Source organism: Mucilaginibacter psychrotolerans, from assembly GCF_004519315.1.
GTDB classification, from domain to species: Bacteria; Bacteroidota; Bacteroidia; order Sphingobacteriales; family Sphingobacteriaceae; genus Mucilaginibacter; species Mucilaginibacter psychrotolerans.
Window position 1 is genome coordinate 26,961 of the sequence record NZ_SOZE01000021.1, and the last position, 25,607, is coordinate 52,567.

General features: G+C 43.9%; 28 protein-coding genes and 1 tRNA gene. 21 read left to right on the forward strand and 8 right to left on the reverse strand.

What is annotated here, in order from left to right:
- Positions 1 to 218 precede the first annotated feature (218 nt).
- From E2R66_RS18520 to E2R66_RS18555, 8 genes are all read left to right on the forward strand, one after another.
- A complete protein-coding gene (locus E2R66_RS18520; protein ID WP_133233428.1) occupies positions 219 to 1,034 on the forward strand; it encodes an alpha/beta fold hydrolase in 816 nt (271 codons plus the stop codon).
- Between the two features lie 110 nt (positions 1,035 to 1,144).
- Positions 1,145 to 1,660 (forward strand): DinB family protein, encoded by a 516-nt coding sequence (locus E2R66_RS18525; protein WP_133233426.1) that lies wholly within the window; start codon positions 1,145 to 1,147, stop codon positions 1,658 to 1,660.
- Positions 1,661 to 1,708: 48 nt separating this feature from the next.
- The gene (ahr, locus tag E2R66_RS18530; protein ID WP_204985956.1) at positions 1,709 to 2,734 is read left to right on the forward strand and encodes an NADPH-dependent aldehyde reductase Ahr; all 1,026 of its coding nucleotides are present in this window, start codon (positions 1,709 to 1,711) and stop codon (positions 2,732 to 2,734) included.
- Positions 2,735 to 3,096: 362 nt separating this feature from the next.
- Complete coding sequence (locus E2R66_RS18535) at positions 3,097 to 3,633, forward strand: carboxymuconolactone decarboxylase family protein (protein WP_133233424.1); 537 nt, start codon at positions 3,097 to 3,099, stop codon at positions 3,631 to 3,633.
- Positions 3,634 to 3,680: 47 nt separating this feature from the next.
- Complete coding sequence (locus E2R66_RS18540; RefSeq protein WP_240049347.1) at positions 3,681 to 4,298, forward strand: DUF417 family protein; 618 nt, start codon at positions 3,681 to 3,683, stop codon at positions 4,296 to 4,298.
- Positions 4,299 to 4,396: 98 nt separating this feature from the next.
- Positions 4,397 to 4,810, forward strand: coding sequence for a DUF983 domain-containing protein (locus E2R66_RS18545; protein WP_133233422.1), 414 nt, complete (start codon positions 4,397 to 4,399; stop codon positions 4,808 to 4,810).
- Positions 4,811 to 4,815: 5 nt separating this feature from the next.
- Positions 4,816 to 5,223, forward strand: a complete 408-nt coding sequence (locus tag E2R66_RS18550) for a DUF302 domain-containing protein (protein ID WP_133233420.1) — start codon at positions 4,816 to 4,818, stop codon at positions 5,221 to 5,223.
- A gap of 33 nt (positions 5,224 to 5,256) precedes the next feature.
- Entirely contained in the window at positions 5,257 to 5,685 is a 429-nt protein-coding gene (locus E2R66_RS18555) for a cupin domain-containing protein (RefSeq protein ID WP_133233418.1), read from the forward strand.
- 239 nt (positions 5,686 to 5,924) lie between these two features.
- Here E2R66_RS18555 and E2R66_RS18560 read toward each other — a convergent pair whose 3' ends face one another.
- From E2R66_RS18560 to E2R66_RS18570, 3 genes are all read right to left on the reverse strand, one after another.
- On the reverse strand, positions 5,925 to 6,332 hold the full coding sequence (locus tag E2R66_RS18560) for a hypothetical protein (RefSeq protein WP_133233416.1): 408 nt from the start codon (positions 6,330 to 6,332) through the stop codon (positions 5,925 to 5,927).
- Between the two features lie 86 nt (positions 6,333 to 6,418).
- Positions 6,419 to 7,150, reverse strand: a complete 732-nt coding sequence (locus E2R66_RS18565; protein WP_133233415.1) for a hypothetical protein — start codon at positions 7,148 to 7,150, stop codon at positions 6,419 to 6,421.
- A gap of 359 nt (positions 7,151 to 7,509) precedes the next feature.
- Positions 7,510 to 8,451 (reverse strand): NADP-dependent oxidoreductase, encoded by a 942-nt coding sequence (locus E2R66_RS18570; RefSeq protein WP_133233413.1) that lies wholly within the window; start codon positions 8,449 to 8,451, stop codon positions 7,510 to 7,512.
- A 449-nt stretch (positions 8,452 to 8,900) separates the two neighbouring features.
- Between E2R66_RS18570 and E2R66_RS18575 the strand changes: the two genes are divergently transcribed.
- From E2R66_RS18575 to E2R66_RS18595, 5 genes are all read left to right on the forward strand, one after another.
- Positions 8,901 to 9,962 carry an alpha/beta hydrolase gene (locus E2R66_RS18575; RefSeq protein WP_240049348.1) on the forward strand — a complete coding sequence of 354 codons (1,062 nt, stop codon included), beginning with the start codon at positions 8,901 to 8,903 and terminating at the stop codon, positions 9,960 to 9,962.
- Between the two features lie 201 nt (positions 9,963 to 10,163).
- Positions 10,164 to 11,003, forward strand: a complete 840-nt coding sequence (locus E2R66_RS18580) for an alpha/beta fold hydrolase (RefSeq protein ID WP_133233411.1) — start codon at positions 10,164 to 10,166, stop codon at positions 11,001 to 11,003.
- Between the two features lie 100 nt (positions 11,004 to 11,103).
- Positions 11,104 to 11,670: a hypothetical protein gene (locus tag E2R66_RS18585; RefSeq protein WP_133233409.1), complete on the forward strand. Its 567-nt coding sequence runs from the start codon at positions 11,104 to 11,106 to the stop codon at positions 11,668 to 11,670.
- Positions 11,657 to 12,115 carry a PH domain-containing protein gene (locus E2R66_RS18590; protein ID WP_133233407.1) on the forward strand — a complete coding sequence of 153 codons (459 nt, stop codon included), beginning with the start codon at positions 11,657 to 11,659 and terminating at the stop codon, positions 12,113 to 12,115. Before E2R66_RS18585 ends, E2R66_RS18590 begins: the two co-directional genes overlap by 14 nt.
- A gap of 51 nt (positions 12,116 to 12,166) precedes the next feature.
- Positions 12,167 to 12,400, forward strand: a complete 234-nt coding sequence (locus E2R66_RS18595; RefSeq protein ID WP_133233405.1) for a hypothetical protein — start codon at positions 12,167 to 12,169, stop codon at positions 12,398 to 12,400.
- 247 nt (positions 12,401 to 12,647) lie between these two features.
- On the opposite strand, the gene E2R66_RS18600 is transcribed toward E2R66_RS18595, so the two are convergent.
- The 4 genes from E2R66_RS18600 to E2R66_RS18615 form a co-directional block, all read right to left on the reverse strand.
- Positions 12,648 to 12,857: a hypothetical protein gene (locus tag E2R66_RS18600; RefSeq protein ID WP_134737947.1), complete on the reverse strand. Its 210-nt coding sequence runs from the start codon at positions 12,855 to 12,857 to the stop codon at positions 12,648 to 12,650.
- A gap of 216 nt (positions 12,858 to 13,073) precedes the next feature.
- Complete coding sequence (locus E2R66_RS18605) at positions 13,074 to 14,309, reverse strand: site-specific integrase (protein ID WP_133233401.1); 1,236 nt, start codon at positions 14,307 to 14,309, stop codon at positions 13,074 to 13,076.
- A gap of 248 nt (positions 14,310 to 14,557) precedes the next feature.
- Positions 14,558 to 14,644: transfer RNA gene (locus tag E2R66_RS18610), tRNA-Ser, on the reverse strand.
- A gap of 189 nt (positions 14,645 to 14,833) precedes the next feature.
- Positions 14,834 to 16,903 carry an HD family phosphohydrolase gene (locus E2R66_RS18615; RefSeq protein ID WP_133233399.1) on the reverse strand — a complete coding sequence of 690 codons (2,070 nt, stop codon included), beginning with the start codon at positions 16,901 to 16,903 and terminating at the stop codon, positions 14,834 to 14,836.
- A gap of 112 nt (positions 16,904 to 17,015) precedes the next feature.
- On the opposite strand from E2R66_RS18615, the gene E2R66_RS18620 reads away from it, so the two are divergent.
- The 8 genes from E2R66_RS18620 to ruvB all read left to right on the forward strand — a co-directional run bounded on the left by E2R66_RS18620 (position 17,016) and on the right by ruvB (position 24,858).
- Complete coding sequence (locus E2R66_RS18620) at positions 17,016 to 17,873, forward strand: SPFH domain-containing protein (protein ID WP_133233397.1); 858 nt, start codon at positions 17,016 to 17,018, stop codon at positions 17,871 to 17,873.
- Between the two features lies 1 nt (position 17,874).
- Complete coding sequence (locus E2R66_RS18625; RefSeq protein ID WP_133233395.1) at positions 17,875 to 18,414, forward strand: hypothetical protein; 540 nt, start codon at positions 17,875 to 17,877, stop codon at positions 18,412 to 18,414.
- A gap of 10 nt (positions 18,415 to 18,424) precedes the next feature.
- The gene (locus E2R66_RS18630; RefSeq protein ID WP_133233393.1) at positions 18,425 to 18,589 is read left to right on the forward strand and encodes an Arc family DNA binding domain-containing protein; all 165 of its coding nucleotides are present in this window, start codon (positions 18,425 to 18,427) and stop codon (positions 18,587 to 18,589) included.
- 367 nt (positions 18,590 to 18,956) lie between these two features.
- Positions 18,957 to 20,135, forward strand: a complete 1,179-nt coding sequence (locus E2R66_RS18635) for an acetyl-CoA C-acyltransferase (RefSeq protein WP_133233391.1) — start codon at positions 18,957 to 18,959, stop codon at positions 20,133 to 20,135.
- A 179-nt stretch (positions 20,136 to 20,314) separates the two neighbouring features.
- Positions 20,315 to 21,232: a hypothetical protein gene (locus E2R66_RS18640; protein WP_133233389.1), complete on the forward strand. Its 918-nt coding sequence runs from the start codon at positions 20,315 to 20,317 to the stop codon at positions 21,230 to 21,232.
- A gap of 117 nt (positions 21,233 to 21,349) precedes the next feature.
- Complete coding sequence (locus E2R66_RS18645) at positions 21,350 to 22,837, forward strand: POT-type proton-dependent oligopeptide transporter (protein WP_133233387.1); 1,488 nt, start codon at positions 21,350 to 21,352, stop codon at positions 22,835 to 22,837.
- 118 nt (positions 22,838 to 22,955) lie between these two features.
- Complete coding sequence (locus E2R66_RS18650) at positions 22,956 to 23,687, forward strand: polyprenol monophosphomannose synthase (protein ID WP_133233385.1); 732 nt, start codon at positions 22,956 to 22,958, stop codon at positions 23,685 to 23,687.
- A gap of 148 nt (positions 23,688 to 23,835) precedes the next feature.
- Positions 23,836 to 24,858, forward strand: coding sequence for a Holliday junction branch migration DNA helicase RuvB (gene ruvB, locus E2R66_RS18655; protein ID WP_133233383.1), 1,023 nt, complete (start codon positions 23,836 to 23,838; stop codon positions 24,856 to 24,858).
- A gap of 257 nt (positions 24,859 to 25,115) precedes the next feature.
- On the opposite strand, the gene E2R66_RS18660 is transcribed toward ruvB, so the two are convergent.
- Entirely contained in the window at positions 25,116 to 25,553 is a 438-nt protein-coding gene (locus E2R66_RS18660; RefSeq protein ID WP_133233381.1) for a nuclear transport factor 2 family protein, read from the reverse strand.
- Positions 25,554 to 25,607 lie beyond the last annotated feature (54 nt).

Below are 25,607 nucleotides of genomic sequence, written 5' to 3' on the forward strand. Positions count from 1 at the left end.
CACGGCAGCTTAAGGTAACCAGATAACTGTTCCCCTTCAAAATACCCTGCCCCTTTGGGCAGTCTTTCCGCTCATTTTTTTGATTTACGAAAATCAACTGGTTCAGCAATATCACTGGTACTAAAATGTACCATACATAGCCTGATATGTACATCATCAGTTCTCCGTGATGTGATATTTTTGCCCCTGTTATAAGATTTATTAATTTTTAAACTGCCATGAACAAACTTCAGACGACAACCATTGATAACCTGGAAATACGATATGCTTCCAGCGTTGGGAATTTTTCGGAAAGCATTTTATTACTGAGCCCTCTGCCCGAAAGCATTCGCGCTTTCGAACCCATATGGGATGAGCTCGCGTCAAGATTCAACGTGATAGCAATCGACCTGCCGGGATTTGGAAAATCCCAAAGCCGTGAGAATCTACTCGCACCCATCACACTTTCTGAGTTTGTTATTAAAGCCATCGATTTTTTTGATCTGGGACCAATGCATGTTGCCGGTCCGGATGTTGGCTCAAGTGTAGCGCTTTTTATAGCCCAGTACCACCCTGAAAAGATAAAAAGCGCGATTATCGGCAGTGCAGCCTGCGTGTTTCCAATTCAGGCGGCTGGATTTCTCACTAATATGATCATGGATCCGACGCTGGATGATCTCAAAAAAATCGGCTCTAAAGCTATAATTTCCGGATCGCTGACAAATATGACCAAATATCAGCTGTCTGAAGATGTAAAAGAAGATTATCTGGCCAGTTATGAAGACGGGCGCTTCTGGGATACAATGTTATTTTTGAAAAAGCTGCCGGCCGACCTGCCAAAACTTAATTTAACCGCTATAAAGACCCCTGTACAGATCATATGGGGAAAGGACGATCCGCTCGCTATTTTAAAAAACGGAGAGATATTGCATGAACAGCTGCCCAACAATGAATTCAACATACTGAATTCCGGTCACTATGCCTGGGAGGATACGCATAAGGAGTACGCCGACATTTTGGTGCGCTGGGTAAATGGCGGATATCTCAATTTTTAATCTGAACGGGATCTCTTCCATGTTACGAATAAAATGTATGCCCTGGAGGGATCTGTCCTGTCATCAATCCGTTTGGAAATGAATGATACTCATTTCTGAAACAAGCTTAATTGAAAATAAACGATATGTATTACCGAATTAATGAATTTCTGGAAGACTGGATCGGCGAGTCAGGAAAAACAACCAAAGTATATTCGATGATTCCGGAGGAAGCCAAAGCGGTAATCATCAATAAAAAAATAAGAACGCTGGAACGGCTGGCATTCCATATACCTCAAATTATGGTTCAAATCGGCATACAGACCGGACTGCTGGATGGCGCGGAGCTTCCGGAAGAACCGTTACCGGCTAACATGGCTGATATTACCAGTCTATATCTGTCGGTTCGCGAGAAAATGGCTGAGGCTATCCAAAAAAAATGGTCTGATGATATTCTGAAACAGGAGGTTGACCTTTACGGTCACAAATGGCGCCGCGGCGATATTCTTTCGCTCCTGACCCAGCATGAAGTTCATCACCGAAGCCAAATGACCGTAATCATGCGTCTCGCAGGTCTGAAAGTACCTGGTCTTTACGGACCTGTCAGAGAAGACTGGGAACTGCTGAGCCTGCCGCTTGCTCTTTAGGATAATTGCACCATTTAAGAATCTGAGTAAAATATAATAAATACGATCATGATAAAAAAAGTTAACGCATGGGCCCAGATGGAGCCGAAAGGAAAATTAGTTCCTTACACTTACGAATTATCGCCGTTAACCGCTGAAGAAGTTGAAGTTGAAATCGACAACTGTGGCCTCTGCCACACAGATCTTTCGGCCCTCAACGGCGATTTCGGACTTCCTAATCCTATTGTAGCCGGCCACGAAATTACCGGCAGAATTGTAGCGCTCGGCGATGTAGCAAAAAATAAAGGTCTGGCCATCGGCCAAACCGTCGGAATTGGCTGGAATAAAGAAAGCTGCGGGCATTGTGACCCGTGTCTGAGTGGCGACCCGCACCTTTGCGTAAACCTCAAAACAGTTATTTTAGGTAATCATGGCGGCTTTGCCAGCCGGATTAAGGCGCACTGGTTATGGATAATCCCTGTTCCTGACGGCATTGATGCTGCCGACGCAGGCCCGCTTTTCTGCGCGGGAATTACCGTTTTTTACCCGTTGCTGGAATACGGTGTAAAGCCCACTGATAAAGTTGGAGTATTCGGAATCGGCGGACTAGGGCATCTTGCTGTCCAGTTCGCACATGCGTGGGGCAGTGAAGTGACTGCATTTTCATCCTCTGCTGCCAAACATGCCGAAACAATGAAACTAGGTGCGGATCATATTGTGTCCAGCCGGGATACCTCCGACTGGGAATCCCTGAAAGGAAAATTCGACCTGATCATTATAACAGTAAGCGTTAAACTGGAATGGGATAGAATAATTGCCATGCTGGCACCCAAAGGCCGTTTGCATTTCGTTGGCATTCCTTACGAAGCCATACCTGTTTCCGTTCTCTCACTGCTAATTCCGCAGAACAGCGTGTCTGCTTCACCTGCAGGTTCAAGAATTGCATTTAATAAAATGCTGAGTTTTGCTGCCAGGCATAAGATACGCGCTATGGTGGAACATTTCCCGATGAGTAAAATTAATGATGCTATTGAACATCTTGAATCAGGCAAGGCTAACTACCGTGTAGTGCTGGATGCCGATTTTAAAAGTTAACGCGGGTGGCAATTTAAGACCGGAGATCTGATCCTCCGGTCTTAATTAAGATCATCAGGCTATCGCTTAAACGATGACTGCCTCCCGGCTTTCATAAAACACCTTCCAATATATAAATACTCATAATAAAGTATTTATAATCAAAAGAACCGGTTCGCCATTGACCGTCATGTATCCCGTACTTCATTTGGGCAGGTGTACCTATGCCTCTCAACCCTGTAAATTCTGAATGGGCATTAACGTCCACCCCGGCATCATATAACTAAAACACCCATTTTTATTTAGGAAATACATTCGTTTTATACAACAGAAACGCTTTCTCGTGCATCGGAACAGGGATTCCGGGAGATTAATTTTGTTTCATGGAAAACATATTTAACGTGCCCGACAGAAACGAGGTTTCAGCGGCCAATCAAACCATTTTCGATACTTTGAAAAAATCACTGGGCTTTGTACCAAACCTATATGCGAATTTTGCTTACTCTGATGATGCGCTATCTGCTTTTCTGGCTGCGCAGGGAGCTAAGTCCTCCCTTACCGGAAAAGAAAAAGAGATTGTCAATCTCGTTGTAAGTCAGGTTAACACTTGTGTATACTGTCTGAGCGCGCATAGTAAATTTGCAAAAATGAACGGTTTCAGCGACGAACAAATTATGGAAATCCGCAGCGGCAGTGCATCATTTGACCCCAAATATGATGCCCTGGCAAAACTGGCCAAAAGTATCGCTGAAAATAAAGGGCAGGCTGCGCCGGCAATCGTCGAAAACTTTCTGAATCAGGGATATAGCAAAGGAAGCATTATTGATGTAGTTATGCTGGCCGGCTTAAGGATCATTACTAATTACGTATACGCTTTAACCAGCCCCCCTGTAGACTTTCCGGCTGTTCCGGCACTTTAACCGTGCAAAGGCGGTGCCGGCTCTGCCTAAACTGAGAGGCACCGCTGATGTTATCACTAAAAAAAACAGAAATGAACTCACTTTTTAAATCAATCATATCACTATGCGCCCGCGCAGAAGGCTTTGGACTGCACTTTACCAGATTCGCTATAGCTTTGGTTCTGATCTGGATCGGCGCGCTGAAATTCGCAGACTACGAAGCCGACGGAATCGTACCTTTTGTCGCTAACAGCCCGGCGATGTCCTTTTTCTACCATTCACCCGATTCCTATAAAAAACACATGAATAAGGAGGGAGAGCTTATTCAGAATAACAGGGAGTGGCATACCGATAACGGCACCTATGCATTTGCTCACGGTCTCGGGATTTTACTGGTAGGCATGGGTTTGCTTCTTCTCATCGACTATATAACCCCCTATGCAGGACTTGCTGCCGGACTGCTTCTGATAATTATGTGCATCGGAACACTGTCGTTCCTGATTACTACACCTGAATGCTGGGTGCCAAAACTGGGTGATACGGACTTCGGTTTTCCCTATCTTTCAGCAAGAGGAAGGCTTGTAATTAAAGACATCATCATGCTGGGCGCCAACATTTATATGATTGCAGATTCTGCCCGCAGAATCCAGAAAACAATGAATCGCACGGGCGGCTCGGGTCTCTGATCCGTTTTTAACAAATAACTAACTTGAAAGGAAATAGCAGGCAGGCAACCGAATAATCGGGGCTGCTGCTGTTAAATACATCAATAACTAATTTCGATATGGAATCTCAAAAATTTAAGATAGCAGTCTGGCCTTCGTTTCTACATGCGAAATGCCCGCGCTGCAGAAGAGGGCGTATTTTTGCCAACAGCATGTACGGCTTTGGCGGTCAGAAGATGAACGCGACCTGTGATCACTGCCACCTGACTTATGAGATTGAACCCGGGTATTTTTATGTCGCCATGTTTGTCAGTTATGCAATGAACGTAGCTGAATTTATAACGGCGGTTGTCGCTATAAGTGTACTCACCGGGAGTAATAATCCCTGGCTTTATGTGATCGTCGTTCTGGCTATATCGGTAATCCTGTCCCCCTTCAATTTTCGTTATTCCAGAGTCATTCTCTTATACTGGCTGACCCCTGGACTGCATTATAATCCGGAATTAAGCAAGGATAAACCTTTTAATCAATAAGTAAGATGAGCTTAACAGATATTACAACCGCTGATGCTCAGGGAATTCTGATAAAAGAATGTAAACTCCCAGTTAAGGAAACCATGGACCTGATTCAAAGATATGCAGAATCACACGGAGCAACTGTATACACCCGTATTGACCAGCAGTCAGAAGCAAGAAAAAATGGCATCACTTTGCAGCCGCTGGAGTACCTGCTGTTCGGCAACCCCCAAAAGGGCGCAGCCTTGATGGCATCCAATCCGCTTATTGCGCTTGATCTCCCCCTGAAGATCATATGCTGGCAGAATCAGGATGGCAAAACGCTTATCGCTTTTAATGATCATGAGTTCATTTCCCGCAGATACGGGTTTGAGACAGCGGCTGACTCCCCCCTTAACCTGGTTCGTTTCATCGATCAGGTTTTTTTTTAATTATTCAAAGATTCACCATCTATACATTCAATTATGAAACCAACAGTTGTAAGAGCTGATGAGGGTAAAAAAATAAGCGTATTAGGCGATCTCCAGATACTTAAGCTGACTGGCAAAGATACCGACGGAAAACTTACGGTAATTATGCAGGAACTTCCGGAAGGCGCAGGTGTCCCCTTGCATACACACAGCCTCGAGGATGAAAATTTCCAGATCATTGAAGGAGAAGTAGAGGTGTGTACCGGAGATAAAACCTACGTTCTCACCAGTGGCGATACCATTTATCTGCCTAAAAGCGTTCCTCATTCACTAAAAGCGCTCAAAGATTCAAAACTGAAAATCAATCTCGTTCCGGCTGGTATTGAAGGCATGTTCGAAGAACTTGACCGGTTGCCGGCGGGACCGCCGGATTTTAAATTAGTAACGGAGATCTGTAACAGATACGGCGTTACGTTCACCTGATCCTCCCCTATCAAGGTGTTACCGGCAAAAGCCGGCAACACCTTTACATGGATTTCTGATTCTTAATTTTGCGATTCGGGATCGCGCCAGTTGAGCCAGCTGCACGCCGGGGGCAATATATACCCATGATATTTATTAGCAAGTTCACTAAGCTCCCGGATTCCGAAAGCTGCGGCAACATCACCACCGCCCGCTATACTCCTCTCAGCAAATATCGGAACCGGCCAACGCACCAGATATTATTGCGGCTGTAAATGCCACATATCCTCCGGAATAAGATCTTTCAGCACTTCATACATAGCGTCACGGAAGAGTTCCACTACCGGGTATGGCTTGAATGCCACGGACCGATACTTGATCTTCCCCTGTTCATCATCAACTATAAGCTCAAAGCTGACTAATTTATGCCCATCAATTTTACCTTCCCATATGAGAACCGTATCATTGTCTTGTTTAAATTCATGGGTAAAATGACCCTCCCGAACAGTTGTAGACGTAAACATAACTTTCGCGACCAGGTCTTTCCCTTTTACTTCCCTTGTAAATATAGGACTTGAAAAAACCACGTCTTCTGCCAATAAATCTTTTAATTCCTGCAATGTCGATCCCGGCGTTTCCTTGAATACTCTTAGCGGATGCTTGTTCATGTGATATTTTTTTAAATTGTTTTTAAATAGGGTTTTCTTTTCAACACAGACTTAGTGTTTGTCAGACAGATGATACTATTCTGCTGTTATTCGTAAGTTATGTTAAATATGTCCAGGGAAACCAGCAATATATCTTTAACGGGAGTCTGGTCCGCATCATTCAGCGGATAGATCCGGTGAACTGTAGGAGCTTTAATGCCATTGAATTCCTTATACCCTGAATAATAATGCACAGCCGAATTGTTACCCAGCACTTCCGGCCAGTAGTCATGCCGCTTCAGGAGGCCCTCCTGTGAAAAATAGAAAACCTGTCTGGTGCTGTGTGTCGGAATATAATCTGGGAAAATAACCTGTAATCTCCTCCAGGTTTCGCCGTTCTCCTCCCAGGGATCCATTTCCAGTACATGAACACCGGGCTGAGCCAAAAGAAACGGCGTCGTCATATAGTTCCATGTTGCATAGGAGACAAAATACACAAGCTGCATCCTGCTCCATGGCGTCAGCAGCTCGTGTCCGTCAAATGTTTTCCTCGCATTTTTGGATTCTTCCACCACTTCACCCGAAACGTTTAACAGAGCCACATCCAGGCCATTGAAATAGGTCTTCTGGCCATCTTCGAAAATAGGCGTCCAGGAATCATAAGGCGCATGCAAGTTGGCCGTAAAAACAATGTCATCCAGGGAATCAGGATGTCCCTTACGCGGCCAGGTGATTCCTTTTATCGATACGTGAACTTTCACCGTATTCAGCTGGTTCCACCGATAAATGCCGCCATGCGCATTAATTACAAGATCGACAAGTTCTCTTCCGTCTTTCATATGATAAATTTTGTTTTATGTAGATACAAAATTAGACCGCAGATCAGAGATGGCAATGTATGATAAGCTTTAATTCTTGTACGTTTCAAACAGCGGCATACCTGGCTCTGAAGAAAGATCATATTCATCAGTCAAAAAAGGTTTTCAGTTATAGCCGGTAAAACCAACGGCTGATTAATACGCCTTGAACGAGAAAGTTTTAGCATGATTATGATGAATACTCAAGGGATTTTGGAAAGGTAAGATCAGCGAAACCTGTAAAATTATTCGGTTAAAATCCAGAATTATCCATGAAAATTCCGCGGATTAAATATATCAGCGGAATTTTCGTGGACCATCAGCTGTACCTGATTATACTTTTAAACAGTAACTATCACTTTACCAATAGTTCTACCGCTTTCAACAGCCCGGTGAGCCGCAGCCATTTCCTCAAATGGAAAAACAGCAGAGACGTGTGATTTTACTATACCCTTTTCAAGCAAAGCGGCAATTTCTTTCATACTTTCCCCATCCGATGAGACCAGATAAAAAAAAGCTTTGACATCCAGTCCTTTTGCTTTTGCCAGCAAGTCATCACTTAAAACTGTTGGGATACTGATCAATGTGCCGCCTGTTTTAACGAGCGGAAGAGAACGGTCGATATTTTCGCCGCCAACGGTATCGAATACAAAATCAAAGTTCTTAACCTTTCTGTCGAGGTCAGTTTGATTATAGTCCTGATATTCATCTGTTCCAAGCGACAAAACGAAATCCCGGTTTTTAGCTGATGATGTGCCGGTAACGCGTGCTCCAAGATATTTGGCAACCTGAACCGCATAGTGTCCCACGCCGCCCGAGGCCGCCGGGATCAATACACTTTGACCAGCCTTTACCGCTGCTTGTTTAACCAGCACCTGGTAAGCGGTCAATGCAGACAATGTTGCTGCTGCCGCTTCTTCAAAACTTATATTACCCGGCTTTAAGGCAAGCTGGCCTGCAGGCGCTGTCACATATTCCGCATAGGCTTTCCCGTGTCCGGGAAAGTTTACCATGCCGAACACATCATCACCAGGTTTAAATGAAGTAACTCCCTCGCCTGCTTTTTCTACCGTGCCAGCAATATCCCAGCCGAGGATGAGGGGATCAAGTGCTTTAAGCCGCCCATAGAATCCCTGTCCGCCACGGGTTTTTACATCTACGGGGTTGATGCTGATCGCCTTAACACGGATCAGTACTTCATCATGACCAGGCTGCGGTACCTGAAGTTCTTTAATCTCCAATTGAGCGGCATCACCCGGCTCATTCAATACATATGCTTTCATTTGGTTTATTTTGGGGTCAATATATACCTATTCAGGTTCCGATAATTGTACGAATCATACATTTAATTGTACAAATGAACACCGATACCTTTACACCGGGCATTTTGTGTTATAAAACTGAAGAAGAGCAACCTGTGCCATTCCAAATCTGAAAATAATGATGGTACACTAAAATGACCGTGATAAATGAAAACGGCTGTCTGAATACTGTATTTTACATTCTACCAAAACATCCGACCAGCGGGTAATTTTTCATTACAATAAATCATATAAGAAGGTGTACCAGCTGAATTCAGAAGACGACATTTAGAGTAATCCGGTTATTTTAGCGATATAAAGCAAATTAAAAAAATTAAAAAGTATGCATAAAAACCTGTAAATCAATATTTTAAAAGTATGGCTCGCTCATTGAGTATTGAATTTCAATTTTCACATAAATATTATCCGACATGAAAACAGAAACAATGACTCTCTGGAAGAACACTAGAAAAACAGTAATCGCAGTCCTGATGGCGGCTGCCGCATTTTCAAGCGCTAACGCACAGGTTGCAGATTTTGCAACTGACGAACACCTTAGCCCTGACGTTCGCGCATTTTTAAAAGGGCTTAATAACGGCGGTCCTGGTTTGGAAACATTGAAACCTGCCGATGCAAGACTGGTACTGGTTAATGCCCAGGCCAGTGCTAAAGTTGACTACTCCGGTATAACGGAATCGGAAAAAACCATTTCAGCTGATGGTTTCAATATTAAACTTAATATTGTCAGACCTGCAGGCGCAAAAGGTGTGTTACCAGTATTTATTTTTATCCATGGCGGTGGCTGGGTACTTGGCGACTATCCTACTCACAAGCGCATGGTAAGGGATTTAGCGGTTGGTTCCGGCGCAGTTGGCGTCTTTGTTAATTACACACGCACACCGGATGCGCAGTTCCCGCAGGCCATCAATGAGATATATGCCGCAATGAACTGGGTGGCTGCTCATGGCTCGGAAATCAATGTCGACGGCAAACGACTGGCTGTGATTGGCAATAGCGTCGGTGGCAATATGACTGCAGTAATGTCTCTTATGGCAAAAGAACGCAAAGGTCCTGAAATTAAGGTAGCTGTAATGATGTGGCCGATTGTTGACGCCGATTTTAACACTGCCTCATATCAGCTGTATGGATCCGACAGATTTTTAACCACACCATTAATGAAATGGATGTATGATATGTATATTCCGGAACCAGAGAAACGCAAGAATATCCTTGCTTCACCTTTACAGGCAACCGTTGATCAGCTGAGAGGTTTACCGCCTACGCTGATTCAGGTAGCAGAGAATGACGTCCTTAGAGATGAAGGTGAAGCATATGGCCGTAAGTTACTGGAAGCCGGTGTAAAAGCCACTACAGTAAGATATAATGGAGTTATACACGATTTTGGCTTGCTGAATGGACTTGCGACAATTCCGCAGACACAGGAACTTTTCCTGCAGGCATCATCCGAACTAAAAAAATATCTGAATAAATAATATTTTTTGCCGGATTGTTTATCGATCTCAGGGGAGCCGGGTAAATACCCGGCTCTTTTTGCTGGCGGGCTCTAAAGCTGAACGCTCACACTATCCGGGTTTTAAAATGACAGGATATGCCTTTTGTACCACTCTTTGTTTGAACTGTACCTTTCCCCGGGGATTGGATTGATTAATTTTATTATCAAAAATTACATCAAAATGGAAACACAAAGTTTTAACGCACAAACTGAATTTGCAGACCTGGGAGGCAATAAAATCGCCTACCGCATATTCGGTCAGGGCTCCCCTCTCCTGTTCTACAACCGCTTTCGCGGAATACTGGATACCTGGGATCCGCTATTTCTTGACACCCTGGCTGAGCAGCACACTATCGTCCTTTTCGATTATCCCGGCATAGGAGACTCTGCGGGTGATCTTCCGCTCGATATTACAGAGGTTGCCGGAATTGGCACCCTCCTTATGGATCATTTGCAAATTGATAAATTTGATGTCGCCGGCTGGTCGTACGGAGGTCTGGTAGCCCAGACCGCATTATTTCTGAATAAAGAGCGAATCGGTAAAGCTGTGCTTATCGGCACAAATCCTCCCGGAATTAACGAGGTGCCTTTCGATAAAAGTTTTTTTGAAAAGGCATTGAAACCAGCAAACGATCTGGAAGATGAGTATACCCTCTTTTTCGAACCAGCGTCAGAAAAAAGCAGAGCAACAGCAGACCTGTCTCACGAAAGGATAGCAAAGCGTCTTGACCGCAGCAAAATACCATCAACCCCCGAAAAGTTTCAAAGATATTTCGGAGGCTCTGCAATGATCAAAGAGGACAGTCAAAACTTCAGAGGACAGTATCAAACAATACAAAACCCTGTATTGGTTATTTCGGGAGATCACGATATTAGTTTTGCTGTGGAAAACTGGTTTCCGCTGTTACGCCACGCTCCGACGATGCAGCATATCATACTAAATGATTCGGGACACGGTCCGCACCATCAGCAGCCTGAGCTCGCTGCGGGTTATATCAACTTTTTTCTGAGTCGTCCTTAAACACAGTATTAGTCCCGGGGGATTTCAAAATCCTTACGACTGGAAGACTTATAAAGGGCAGGTTCTGATTCAGGCCTGCCCTTATTGCTGTCTCACATATTTGCCACCGGAAATCCAGGCCTTATTTTCTGTTACCGACGATTTGCTCTTCAGCTACGGAGAGGATCACGAACATTATGGCGAAGGTTTTCACAAAGTTCCGACCACCATAAATCTCTGGGTGGCAGGAAATGAAACTGCAGCGGAAGTTATTATTTCTTATTCTGCAATGGAAGCCATTGCCTTTATCGCAGTCAACCGCCAGCGATACCCAAGACCAGAACTCCTCGCTTTTATTGCAATCGGAAACCGCCTGCACGATGAGCAGATTCGGTGGATCAGAGATCGCTTCCGGAAAAGCAAATTCACGCTTGTGTTCGGCAGCGACATGCTCGGCCGCGTAACAGATATCAAATTGGCGGCCGGCATTAAGGCAATACCGCTCCGTGTTTATTTTGTCGGTGAACGGTTAATGTTCAGCACTAAGGGACAGTACCGGATCTTCGACAAGGACAAGCAGACACTCTCGCTGTTTTTCAAAGCCTTCGGCATCCGTGCCCGTATCCGCACCCGCAAGCCCGTCAAATTTCTAACTTTTTTAGACCAGCTGAAAAATGAAAACAACTGATGACATTCTTTTAAAACCCGCTATGCTTTTCGCGGTCATGAAAAACCTGCCGCTAATCCTGCTGGCAGTAACATTTGTTCCGCTTTCCTGCTCGCTCTCGCCTTATTTCATATTATTCGGAATTGCTGCGTCAGCCGCAGCATGGTACCGACTGCTTTATATCCGCAGCTATCAATATCTGATAACCGCCGAATTTATACGAATCACTCATGGCATTTTTTTCAAACGCGTGGATCAGCTGGAAATGTTCCGGATTAAAGATTATATCATCACGCAATCTTTCCTCCTGCAGCTTTTCAGGCTGATGGTACTCACGCTGAAAAGTACGGATCCTGAAAACAAAATAATCCTGCTGATGGGAATTCCCGAATCTGATATTACAGATATCATTCGGGACAGAGTTCAGACGGCCCGCCATAACAATAATATTTACGAAATAAATTGAAAAAGGCTTGTAAAATACTAACGGAATTAGTATCTTTAAGTATAGAAAATCATGAAAAACTTCGTCCATTTTATATTCACCTGCCTTGTTTCTACCTTCGGATTCTTCGGCGCGCTGAGCATGAAACACAATCCATGGCCCGGTTTTGCAGTTGCATTTGGCATATGGGCAATTTTCCTGTGGCGCTACTCTGTGCGTTTAAAAAGAGAAGAAATGAAGCGGCGGTACAATGAACATATGTTTCGGGAATTTATGCGTTTTAAGCAGCAGCAAAATCGCTGGTAAATATTTTTTCTTAAATTGCATTCTAATTCATTGCGGCATTCAGCCGCAAATTGTGATAAGGTTTAGGTCGAAATCCCCCTGGCGGCAAGCGTTCGGGGGATTTCATTTTTCTGCCATCAATATTTAAATACTTCTAAAAGTCCCTCTATATTTTACATCAACTTCCAGCATTGCTTTTAACAAATGGTTAGAATATTTAGCGATGATATGAAGTTTAGATCCGCTTAGATAATCTTAAAAATCGCAGCTACTTTCTTGCCTTAGGGATTATTTGTACTGAAAGATCACTCGCTTTTACAGCCGCTTCAATTTTTTCGATATCCTGTGTCCAGGGGGCAAAACGTTCCTGATCCTCTTTTAACTGGAATATCCAGCCTTCTGCATCCTCATACTGGGCGCTGGCCAATAAGGAAATAAAATTATTTAGACGCGAAAAAATGCCATATATTTGATTCAACAATTAGAGTAACTTGCTATTTGCGCCATTACTTAGAGTAAGGAACTTTTTAAAATACAAAGTACTGATAAACAATATATTAGAGAGGTGGTTCTGAACCTTAGCTCTCAGCAACAAAGCGAAGGACTAGGAACTGCATTAGCCTTAACGCAGTTCCGAAAAATAAAAAATCTTCACTTAGTATTGCGGTGCATTTCCATAATTGATATCTCTTGTTTAGACCTCACTAATTTTCGATCTCTTTCTTAAAATCTCCCGTAACAGCTGCATATCATTTCCAACTTTCATATCTAAAACCTTTGCATAATGTTGAGTCTGACGTAAGTTTTTATGTCCTAACATTTTTGCCACAGTTTCAATAGGCACACCGTTACTTAAAGTGACCGTCGTTGCAAAAGTATGACGTGCAGTATGGAAGGTAAGATTTTTAATAATCCCACAAACGTCAGCAATCTCTTTTAGGTATGCGTTCATCTTTTGATTTGTCAAAATTGGAAAGACTGTGCCTGTAACAACACTGCAGGCATGCCCTTGATACTTTTCAAGTATTTTGACTGATTCTTCTAGCAAAGGAATTCGGGAAGCCGTATCTGTCTTTTGCCTATGCGTCATTATCCACATTTCACCATCTACCCCTACCCCGATTTCATCCGGACGTAATTTCTTCAAATCAGCATAAGCTAGGCCCGTATAACAACTGAATAAAAATAGATCACGTACGTTACTTAATCTGACGGAGGGGAATTTTTTCTTTGAAATCACTTCTAGTTCCTGATCGGTTAAAAAGGGCTTCTCAACTTCCTTTTTAGTCATCTTAAACGCATGAAACGGGTCCTTTTGCAACCAGTCATGTTTCACACACAAAAGGACGATCTTTTTGAAATACGTCAAATATTTGACGGAGGTATTGTGTTGACAATTTCTTACTGTTTTCAACCAGAAAGAATACTGACTGATAAATTCGTAATCAAGCTTTTTAATCTCCAAATCCTCTACACCGTATTTCCATTTTATGAAAGCTTTGGTATGATCATAAGTCCTGTTGAAAAGATCAAAAGTCCCCCAAGCATACTCCTTTCCTATAAGTGCTTCTATCTGTTTGTTATGATCTGCAAACACATTAAGAATCATCTTACGATTATCGATTCCGGTGAGAAAGTCCTTTATTGCTTGTGATGATATATCCCTGTTCTCTTCGATTAGCTGCCGTCTAGCCTCCTGCGCTTTCAAAGTGATAGTATCAAGCATTACATTTAGCGCCTTCGCGTCCTCTTTAGTCCCTTGCGCTCTGCCACTTTTTACATGCCATCTGGCAGGATCCCATACTCTTTTCGTGGATAATTCTTTTGACACACCATCTACCGTAATTCTTAGATAAATATACTTGTCACCTTGTTCATAATTTTTTGGATGTTTCAAAAAGAACATCAACCCTAAACTTTTTTCCAACATAATACGCTAATTTTCGTTAATAAATGTCGAAAAAATGCGTTTTCAAATCAAGATGTCCATATCGTGAACATGCTAAATACCAGTTACTTAAGTCACTTTCCCAGCGTCTTTTTGATTTGTAGCCGAACTACACGAATGACGCCAATTAATTTTGTGAATTAATATGATTTTTGGCAACATTGCAAAAAAGAAAAAGCCTCTAAATCACTGATTTAGAGGCTTTTGTTTGATTTTGTTGGTCTTCCTAGCGGTGAGGGAGGGATTCGAACCCTCGGTACAGTTTCCCGTACGTCAGTTTAGCAAACTGATCCTTTCGGCCTCTCAGGCACCTCACCAGTGTTAAAAACATGTTCCCTTTTTTCGGGATTGCAAATATAGCAAATCGGCCTGCGTGTCAAAAAAAAATTTGACTTATTAGTTATCAGCCTGATTATGTGTGGAATTATTTTACAAATACGGCGACTAATACCTTAAAAACATCAAAAAACCACTCGCAACACCCTCAATAAACCACCCAAAACCTGCTAATAATCTATCCGAACGTGATAAATGCTCATCAACATGCGTTTAAAGATGCTTTTTATTGTTTCCAGGTCTTTCAGGGTTATATTACTATCGTTCAACTGATTTTGATCCAGCTTGTATTTTACAATACGATCCACCAATACGCCGATAGACTCTTCATCAGGTTCTTTCAACGATCGCGATGCCGCTTCTACCGAGTCGGCAAGCATCAAAACACCGGCTTCTTTGGAGAAAGGTATGGGGCCAGGGTACCGGAAGATGTTCTCGTTGATGAACTTTTCGGGGAAATTCTTTAAAAACGATTGATAAAAGTAATCTACCCGGGTGTTGCCATGGTGCGTACGTATAAAATCGATAACGATTTCGGGCAAGTTGGCTTTACGCGCCATCTCAATGCCTTTGCTCACATGGCGGATGATGATCTGAGCGCTTTCCTCGTAAGGCAGCTTATCGTGCGGGTTGAAGTGCGAGTTTTGGTTCTCGATAAAAAACAGCGGATTTTGCATCTTGCCGATATCGTGGTACAGCGCCCCTGCCCTTACCAGCAAAGAATTCCCACCAATGGCGTAGATGGCGTTCTCGGCCAGGTTGGCTACCTGTAAAGAGTGCTGGAAGGTGCCTGGTGCGCTAAAGGCCATCTCGCGTAGTAATGGGGCGTTGGTATTGGTGAGTTCGATAAGGGTAATATCGGATGTGATAGCGAAAACCTTTTCAAAGGCATAAATAAGCGGATAGGCCAGCAAGGTGAGCATTACGCTGCCTGCAAAAGGAAGGAAATCCACCCAGTCGATACTGCTGAACGAGCCCTCACGCACCAGCGATATACCCACGAAAGAAACAAAATAGGCAAAGGTAATGATGAGTGCCGAGATGAGGAATTGTTCGCGGCGCAAAAGGTTCTTGATGCTGTAGATTGATACCATGCCTGCCGTTATCTCAAAAAATGCAAATTCGAAGCTGTTCGGTACAAAAAAACCGGCTATAAGCACTACCAGCAAGTGGATGTTGAGTGCCAGGCGCGTATCGAACAATATACGGATGATGATGGGAACGATGCAATAAGGTATATAATACAAATTGCCCGGCCACTGCAACTTAATAGCCAGCGATAAGGTGGCCAGCATAGCAGTAACCACCAGCAATATCAGGCTCACCAGCCTGTTATCATTATAAATGTCCCGCCTGAACAGATACAGGAAAATCATCAGCAAGGTAATCGTCAACCCAACCAGCAAAAACTGACCAAATAACACCAGCTTATAGTTGCCGTTAATACGGGCGTTATCCTCGAAAGCCTTTTTATAAGAGTTTAGTTTTTGGAAAGCCTCGTTATTGATTACGGAACCTTTACTGATAATGGTTTCGCCTTTTTGCACCATGCCACGGGTAATGGAAAGGTTTTCTACCACCTCCTGCTCCAGGCGGGTGGTTAGTTTAAGGTCGTACGCAAGGTTAGTCTGCAGCCTGTCTTGTAGCAGGTTCAGCATAAATGCCCGGTCTACATAGGGCACCTTGCCTATCGCATTATCGCAGTAAGTAATGGCAGTTTCGCGGGTGAAGAGATCGGCTGTATTGCGCTCGGTAGCGATGTTATTGCTCAGTATGGTTATCTTATAGTCGGGTCCGCCCTGCTGGTATTTTGTATTAGGTTTGAATATACCACGGTTGTAGACTTGGGTAAGCAGGTTTACGCCAGTCTCGAGATATTGAGATTTAAGCTTGTCGTTTATACCCGCGCCATGCCATTTTATCTCCAGATCGGTTTTAAAGCCTTCTATAAGTTGTTTGCCTACTTCAGTGTTTAGCTGGTATATCGGCGTTACCGTAGCCAGGGCGGCTTTTTGGTCGGCTTCTATTTCCTGGTTGGTTTTCAGTATGGCGAAGTTGTAAGGCGATATCAGATCTTTTTGGTTCCATATCCTCCCCTTTTCATATTCGTAGGCAAATTTTGCCTGCTTCGGCAGCGCGAACACAATAACGCTCACGCTCACTATCACCATAAAAAACTTAACGTTAAGGGCGTATTTGCGCAATAATGCCTTCTGCCGGGCCGATGATAGTTTTGCCATTATATTGTTTAACCTATCAAAAATAATATAAGTTTCGGTAAATGTACTTTTTTCTTGTTTTTGTCAAATCAAATTTGATATCTTTATGATATCATTTTAAATCACCATAACCATGAACTCTGAAAAAGTTATCACAGCACCATCGGGCTATTTGGGCCTGTTGCTATTCTTTGTATTAGGCGGGGCAGCAGCATATTTTTTTGTGGAGCGACACCCTGTCATCGGTATCAGTATCTCCTTGTTCGATCTAATCATCGTACTTTCGGGTCTAATCATCGTAAACCCAAATGAATCGCGCGTGCTTATCCTGTTCGGTAACTATTTGGGAACTGTAAAATCAGGCGGGTTCTTTTGGGTGAACCCATTTACCGTAAAAAAGAAAGTATCGTTGCGCGCCTTTAACCTTAACGGGCAGCAGCTTAAAGTAAACGATAGTGTAGGTAACCCGATAGAGATAGCCGCAGTGATCGTGTGGCAGGTAAAAGAGACGGCCAAGGCCGTTTTCGCCGTAGAAAACTACCTGCAATACGTAAACATACAAAGCGAGGCTGCGGTACGCCACCTGGCAAACTCCTACCCTTACGACCATATAGAAGACGAAACCGCCAGCATAACCCTCCGCGGTGGTGCCGAAGAAGTAAGCCATATGTTGGAAAAAGAATTGAACGACCGTTTAGACCGCGCCGGCATCGAAGTGATTGAGGCCCGAATATCGCACCTGGCCTATGCGCCTGAGATTGCACAGGCCATGTTACAACGCCAGCAGGCATCGGCCATTATAGCGGCCCGCAGGCTCATTGTAGAGGGTGCGGTAGGCATGGTAGAAATGGCTTTGAATAAAATGGCCGAAAAGAACATCGTAGAACTTGACGAAGAACGCAAAGCCGCCATGGTAAGCAACCTGCTGGTTGTACTTTGCGGCGAACGCGCCGTATCACCGGTGGTAAATACAGGCACCTTATATCATTAAAATGAACGATTTCAGGAATTTCAATCAGTTAAAAACAAACGAATTGTTTGTGACCCGCCAAAAATGGTTTTGTCCGTATTATGAATTGACCGACGGGCAGTTTATATACGGCAAACTAAGCTACAAAGGTATATGGAAGCGGCACACCATTATCGAAACCGCCGATGGGTTATGGACTCTGAAAATGGAAGGCTGGTTCAATAATACCATGTTGTTGAATGAGGGCGAGGACAAAACCGTTGGCAGTATAAAACCATCGCATTGGAAACGGGATACCAGCCTGAAACTGGACAATGGTTTTGAAGCTACTTTTATTTACAAGAAGCTTTTTTCCAAATCGTTAACCTTAATAAATAGTACAGAAGGCGACATATTAGAAGTGAAACAGAAGCCCTTTAGCATTAAGAAGCCTTTTGAGGTAACCATAAGCGCTCAACAACAAAAAACCAAGCTTAACCTGCCACTGTTTGCTTTAATAGGGGTTAGTACAATTTTATTACGACAGGCCCAAGCCTCCGCTGCTGCAGGGGCAGGCGCGTAAATATCAAAGCATGGCAGAGAAAAAGGCATTTGTGTTGAGGGTAAACCCCGACGTACTGAAGGAGTTGGAAGCCTGGGGTGCCGATGAATTCCGTAGTACCAACGGGCAGATAGAGTACTTGCTGCAACAAGCACTTAACGATAGGAAGAAAGCCGCAAGGAAGAAAAAGGCATGATTGGTTACTCCTACTTTCAGAAAACTCCAAGTGAAACGAACAGGTCGACATAAGCCCCTGAAGGTACTTTGCGACCTGCGAAAACTTCCTCGATTTTGTAACTTTTTACTAAAAAAAGTATTTTTTATCAATTAAAGGATTTTCAAAAACAGGACGATATTTAGGTTCGGATTTCGCTGTCTAATTGTTTAGACAAAAAAAGAAACAAACTTACATCCACCCATATTATTTGCAGGCTTAAAGTGCCTCATCAATCTAAGCATGAACGCAAGATAATTTATTATGCATGCATAATAAATTATCCACACCGCATTATTCTTAAAGCAAAAAATATAAATTTGCCCACCATTATAATTCGTCTCTAATCATGAAAGAAGTATATATCGTTTCGGCCACGCGTACACCTATCGGGAGTTTTGGCGGTAGCCTTGCTCATTTATCAGCCACGCAACTGGGTGCAATAGTCATTAAATCTGCCATTGAAAAGGCCGGCTTACAGCCGGGTGAGATACAAGAAGTGTACATGGGGAACGTATTATCGGCCAATTTAGGTCAGGCACCGGCTACGCAGGCGGCCATATTTGCGGGCCTACCCTATTTGCCTGCTACTACGGTAAATAAGGTGTGCGCATCGGGCATGAAAGCAATTATGCTGGCCGCCCAAAGCATCGCCAACGGCGATAACGAAATTGTACTTGCAGGCGGTATGGAAAGTATGAGCAATGTACCCTATTACCTGGATAAGGCCCGCAATGGCTACCGGTTGGGTAACGGGCAAATTACCGACGGACTGGTTAAAGACGGCCTTTGGGATGTGTATAACGACTACCACATGGGTTCGGCTGCCGAGCTTTGCGCAGTAGATTGCAACGTAACCCGCGAAGAACAAGATGCTTTCGCGATAGAATCCTATAAACGTGCGCAGGCGGCCCAGGCAGCAGGCAAGTTCACCGGTGAGATAACCCCAGTAGAATTAAAAGACAAGAAAGGTGAAATAACCTTGTTCAGCAACGATGAGGAGCCGGCTGCGGTAAAATTCGAGAAAATACCCTCGCTTAAACCCGTCTTCAAAAAAGATGGCACAGTTACCGCGGCCAATGCATCTACCCTAAACGATGGTGCAGCAGCGTTGGTGCTGATGAGCAAAGAAAAAGCTGAGGATATGGGTATTAAGCCGCTGGCCAAAATTGTTTCTTACGCCGATGCACAGCAAGCGCCGGAGTATTTTACTACCGCGCCATCAAAAGCCATCCCTCTGGCTTTGCACAGGGCAGGGTTATCTGCACAGCAGATTGATTTCTTCGAAATAAACGAAGCTTTTTCGGTGGTATCTGTAGCCAACAATAAACTGCTTGGCTTAAATGCGGATAAAGTAAACGTAAACGGCGGCGCGGTAGCTATCGGCCACCCGCTGGGCGCATCGGGTGCGCGTATTATCGTTACCCTTATCAACGTATTGAAACAGAATAACGGGAAGTTTGGCGCAGCGGGCATATGCAACGGCGGTGGCGGCGCAAGCGCTATGGTGATAGAGAATATTAGGTAAAAAAAGGTAGTTTTATCATCTCATGAATATGTAAGGCATTTGGCTTTCAGGCACTCGTGAGAAATTATCAATAGAGTCTGCTCAGGAATTTAAAAACGCCGACACATGCACCTCAAAAAAAATCCGTCAAAATAAATTCCGCTATTTCAAGTTATACCCTATATCCTCAATATACAAAAGTGGTTAAACGTTTATATCTATTTCTTCCCCTACTATTTGTTTGCAGCATTTCTTTAGCCCAGCATTCAGACGACAGCGGCAACCGCAAAATGTTGCGCATGTATGAAGATAGCCTGGCGATACTGGGCAAGCGGTTCATTAACGATACCGACGACCTTACCCGCAAGGCCGCCAATTATAAATTCATACCCACGCTGGTTTCTGCCTTGAAAATAAGCAACTCTTTTAACTACGGGTTCGACTCTTTAAAAAGCGTCAGCATCATCAATGCGCCGGATAATCGCTTCCGCGTCATCAGCTGGCATATCATGAACCAGGATGGTAGCTATCGCTTCTATGGTACTATACAGATGAATAGCGATAAGCTGCTCATGTATCCGCTGGAGGATTACTCGCCATTGCTAAAGAATCCGGAAGACAGCATCACCGACAATCGCAAGTGGTTTGGTGCACAGTATTATAAGATTGTTAAGGTTAACGCGGCTACCCCCTATTACGTAATGCTGGGTTGGAAAGGCAACACCATTCGCTCCAATAAAAAGGTGATAGAAATAATATCGTTCGACCGGGAAAACAAACCTATACTGGGTTTGAGCGTGTTAGATGGCAACGACAAGGTGCGTAAACGCGTTGTGTTTGAGTACACCCGCCAGGCATCGATGCTTTTACGTTACGTAACCGAGCAACATCTCATCGTTTTCGACCACCTTTCACCGCCAGACCCAAAGATGAAAGATCGCCCGGATACCTTCGGCCCCGACCTTACTTATGATGGTTACCAGTTGAAAGATGGCCGCTGGCGTTATGTGGATAACCTGGATATGCGTAATATACCGCAGCCGGAAGACGACACCTTTGTAGACCCTAAGAAACAGGCTTTAAAAGACAGGGAACAAGTGCCCTTAAAAAAACATTAAACCTGTGCATAAACCTTTAAACCAACATTGCTATACCAATTTGTAATAATTTCGGTATAAAATTCTGGATTAGTATAATTGTATTATTTTAGGCAAATATTTATCCCCAAACAACTAATGCAAGAGAGCATCGCTGAAGTCCCTGTTAAAAAGTCGAGATTCCCCAAAGCCGTACCATTCATCATAGGCAACGAAGCAGCAGAACGCTTCAGTTTTTACGGTATGCGTTCTATACTTACCTTGTTTTTGGTAAAGCAATTTTTTAACCCAACAGATAATCCGGCCTTAGCGCAACAAGCCGATGCACACGCCAACAAGCTGAACCACCTGTTTGTAATGGTGGCTTACGCATTACCCTTCGTAGGCGGCATGGTGGCCGACTGGTTTACCGGCAAGTACAAGCTTATCCTGTATATATCCGTAGTTTATTGCATCGGGCACCTTTTGCTTTCCATGTTCGATACCAGTCTGGGTGGTTTCGAAATAGGTATGCTGGTAGTAGCCATAGGTGCGGGCGGTATCAAATCATGCGTATCGGCCAACGTGGGCGATCAGTTTGATTCCAGCAATCAGGATTTGCTTTCGAAAGTTTACGGCTGGTTTTATTTCAGCATCAACGCGGGCTCTATGTTGTCAACAATAGCTATCCCTACCATTTACAAATACTACGGGGCCAAATGGGCATTTGGTATCCCAGGGATATTAATGGCGCTGGCAACTGTCATATTTTTTATGGGCCGCAAAAAGTACGTAAAAGTGCCTCCGCAAGGCGTAAACCGCAATAACCTGGTGTTTATTACCTGGTATGCTTTAACCAACTTAAGCAAGCGGAAGCCTGGTCAATCGTTTCTTGATATTGCAAAGAGCAATTATGATCCCGAGCGTGTTGAGGGCGTTAAAGCAGTATATCGTGTAATTGCAGTCTTCTTTTTTGCCCTTGCTTTTTGGGCGGTTTGGGATCAGTGCCTGTCAGAGTGGACGTTGTATGCCAAAAAAATGGATAGGGTAATTAACCTTGGTTTTACTTCTTTTGAGATAGAACCCGGTTCTATGTCTACATTCAATACCATTTTCCTGTTATTATTTATCCCACTTTTTAATTACGTGGTGTACCCATGGTTTGATAAAATAGGATTAAAGACCACACCTTTGCGCAGACTTGGTACCGGTTTAATTCTAACTGCATTATCGTTTGTAGTTATTGGCTTTACGCACGTAAGCATCGATCATGGTGGCGCACCATCCATGTGGTGGCAGGTGCTCGCATTTTTGATATTATCAGCGGCAGAAGTGTTGGTGTCAATTACCGGTTTAGAGTATGCTTACACCCATTCTCCAAAATCAATGAAGAGCACCATGTCGGGTATTTGGTTCCTGGTGGTATCGTTCGGCAATTTAATTACTGCAGTTGTAAACGGCCTTATTGAAGACGGCGGCTGGTGGGCTAAAAACCTCAAAGGGGCCAATTACGAATGGTTTTTTGTGGCTTTTATCATGGTGTTTGTCATCGCGTTTCTGATCGTTTCGTCGCGCCTTAAAGAAAGGAATTACATTACCGACCCATATATCGAAAACGAAGTTATTGCAGATACCAATAACCTGTAAAGAAAATATTACCTTACAATTACAGGATTGCGATTGCTTTCCTGTTTTTTTGTTTCATTGCAAATAAAATGGGTTATTTTAGCCGATACATTTACCCCCAATTCCAAAAAAACGATAAGTGCCTGATAGTATAGTAATTATACCAACTTACAACGAAAAAGAAAACATCGAACGGATGATTCATAAGGTGTTTTCGTTGGTGCACGATTTCCACCTGCTTATTATCGACGACGGATCGCCCGATGGAACGGCTAAAATAGTAAAGTCGTTGCAGCGCGATTATGGTGAAAAACTCTTCCTGATAGAACGAGCGGGTAAGCTGGGCCTGGGCACCGCCTACATACGGGGTTTTAAATGGGCCATCGAAAACCATTACGACTATATTTTTGAGATGGATGCCGACTTTTCGCATAACCCCGACGATTTACTACGACTGCGCCAGGCTTGTATAGATGATAACGATGCGGTAATTGGCTCACGTTACATTAAGGGCGTAAACGTTGTGAACTGGCCAATGAGCCGCGTGCTGATGAGTTACTTCGCGTCGGTTTATGTGCGTTTTATCACAGGTATCGATATACAGGATTCCACTGCCGGCTTTATGTGCTACCGTCGCAAGGTGCTGGAAACGATTCAACTTGATAAAGTAAAATTTGTAGGCTACGCTTTCCAGATAGAGATGAAATTCACTACTATAAAGCATGGCTTCCGTGTAAAAGAGATACCTATCATCTTTACCGACCGCACCGCCGGCACCTCCAAAATGTCGAAGGGGATATTCAAGGAAGCTGTATTCGGCGTATTGCAAATGAAACTCAACAGTATTTTCAGGAAGTACCCGGAGGGATAAAGGTTAGATGCTGGTGGGTAGAGGTTAGTTGTTCTTGTCATGAATTTGCGGATTGATATTTATACTAATTTTATTAGCTTTGGAGCAAGGATTACTGATTAGAAATTAACTAATCTCGAATCAACAAATCGCTAATATCTAACAAGCAATGAACGAAAATCTCGACCCCGACCGTGAGCGCCTCTCCCCTGCCGAACGCGATATAGAAAAAGTATTGCGCCCGCAGGCTTTCGAGGACTTCACCGGTCAGCATAAGATATTAGCCAACTTAAAAATATTTGTGCAGGCAGCCCGCCAACGTGGCGAGGCGCTTGACCACGTACTACTACACGGCCCGCCGGGATTAGGCAAAACCACCCTATCGCACATCGTAGCCAACGAAATGGGTGTAGGTATCAAAATAACATCAGGCCCCGTGCTGGATAAACCTGGCGATCTTGCAGGCCTGCTCACCAACCTGGAAACCGGCGACATTCTTTTTATAGACGAGATACACCGCTTAAGCCCGCTGGTAGAAGAATACCTATACTCGGCCATGGAAGATTTCAAGATAGATATCATGCTGGAGAGCGGACCCAACGCGCGTTCGGTGCAGATTTCTCTAAACCCGTTCACACTGGTTGGCGCAACAACGCGCTCAGGCTTGCTTACGGCCCCGCTACGGGCACGTTTCGGCATCAACGCCCGGTTGGAATATTACGACGCAAAACTACTCACCACCATTGTGCTGCGTTCCTCATCTATCTTAAAAACACCTATCAGCGATGAGGGGGCATATGAGATAGCCCGCCGAAGCCGCGGCACGCCACGTATTGCCAACGCCCTGCTACGCCGCACGCGCGATTTTGCGCAAATAAAAGGCGATGGCAATATAGACACCGCTATTGCCAAATATGCCCTGAATGCCCTGAACGTGGATGAGCACGGGCTGGACGAGATGGATAATAGAATCCTTACAACCATTATCGATAAATTCAAAGGTGGCCCGGTAGGCCTTAAAACCATTGCTACAGCCGTTGGCGAGGAAGAAGGCACGATAGAAGAAGTTTACGAACCTTTTTTGATACAGGAAGGATTTTTAATGCGTACCGCTCGTGGCCGCGAAGCAACCGAAGCCGCCTACAAGCATTTGGGCAGGATAAAGCTGGGCGGCAACCCATCGCTGTTTTAATGCAGCAGCCCCTGTAGCCAAATAACCGCCGTTTACCATCCTATGTGCTAAAACAGCAAAAGCAGCCTTTTCGGGCTGCTTTATACAAATCTCCTATCATGCTTATCGAACCTGCACTCTTAGAAGTTACATCCTGATATAAAAACCGTTAACGGCATTCTTGAAGAGGTAATCAATCCTTAATTCTGGCTAAATCCGCAAGATAAATCGAGGTCATGTTCCTCCCTGACGCATTGACGCTTATTTAACTGCCAACGTTATTCTGCGGCAAAACTTCCTCCACTCATCGCTTTTTGAAAAGCTTGTGGGTTCCAGTATTCCCTATAGTGTACAATCAGGCCGTCACGAAATGTTACAAAAGTGGCGTAACTCATTTCGTATGGATTACCATTGCCTATCACAACGCCAGATGCACTCCATTCTGCTATGGCTACGTTAGCATCATCCGTACCATAAATTTTCAGTGTAGGCAGAGATTTTACGTCAATATAGCTTGGGTAATCTTTAAGGTATGCATAAAGTGACTCACGACCTTCGAACTTCGCCTGTGACCCTTCAGGGGCAAAAGGGAATTCTGCTACCACATCATCAGCACACAGTTCCGTCCAACCTTTCATGTCTTTGGCAAGAAAGGTGTCTAAACTTTTGCGGAGAAGTTCGGTAGCAGGCTTGGTGTTAAAATTTGTATTGCTCATTTCTGTAATTTATATTTCTTAGTTGATTTAACAATGCAAAATTGCATTATCCCT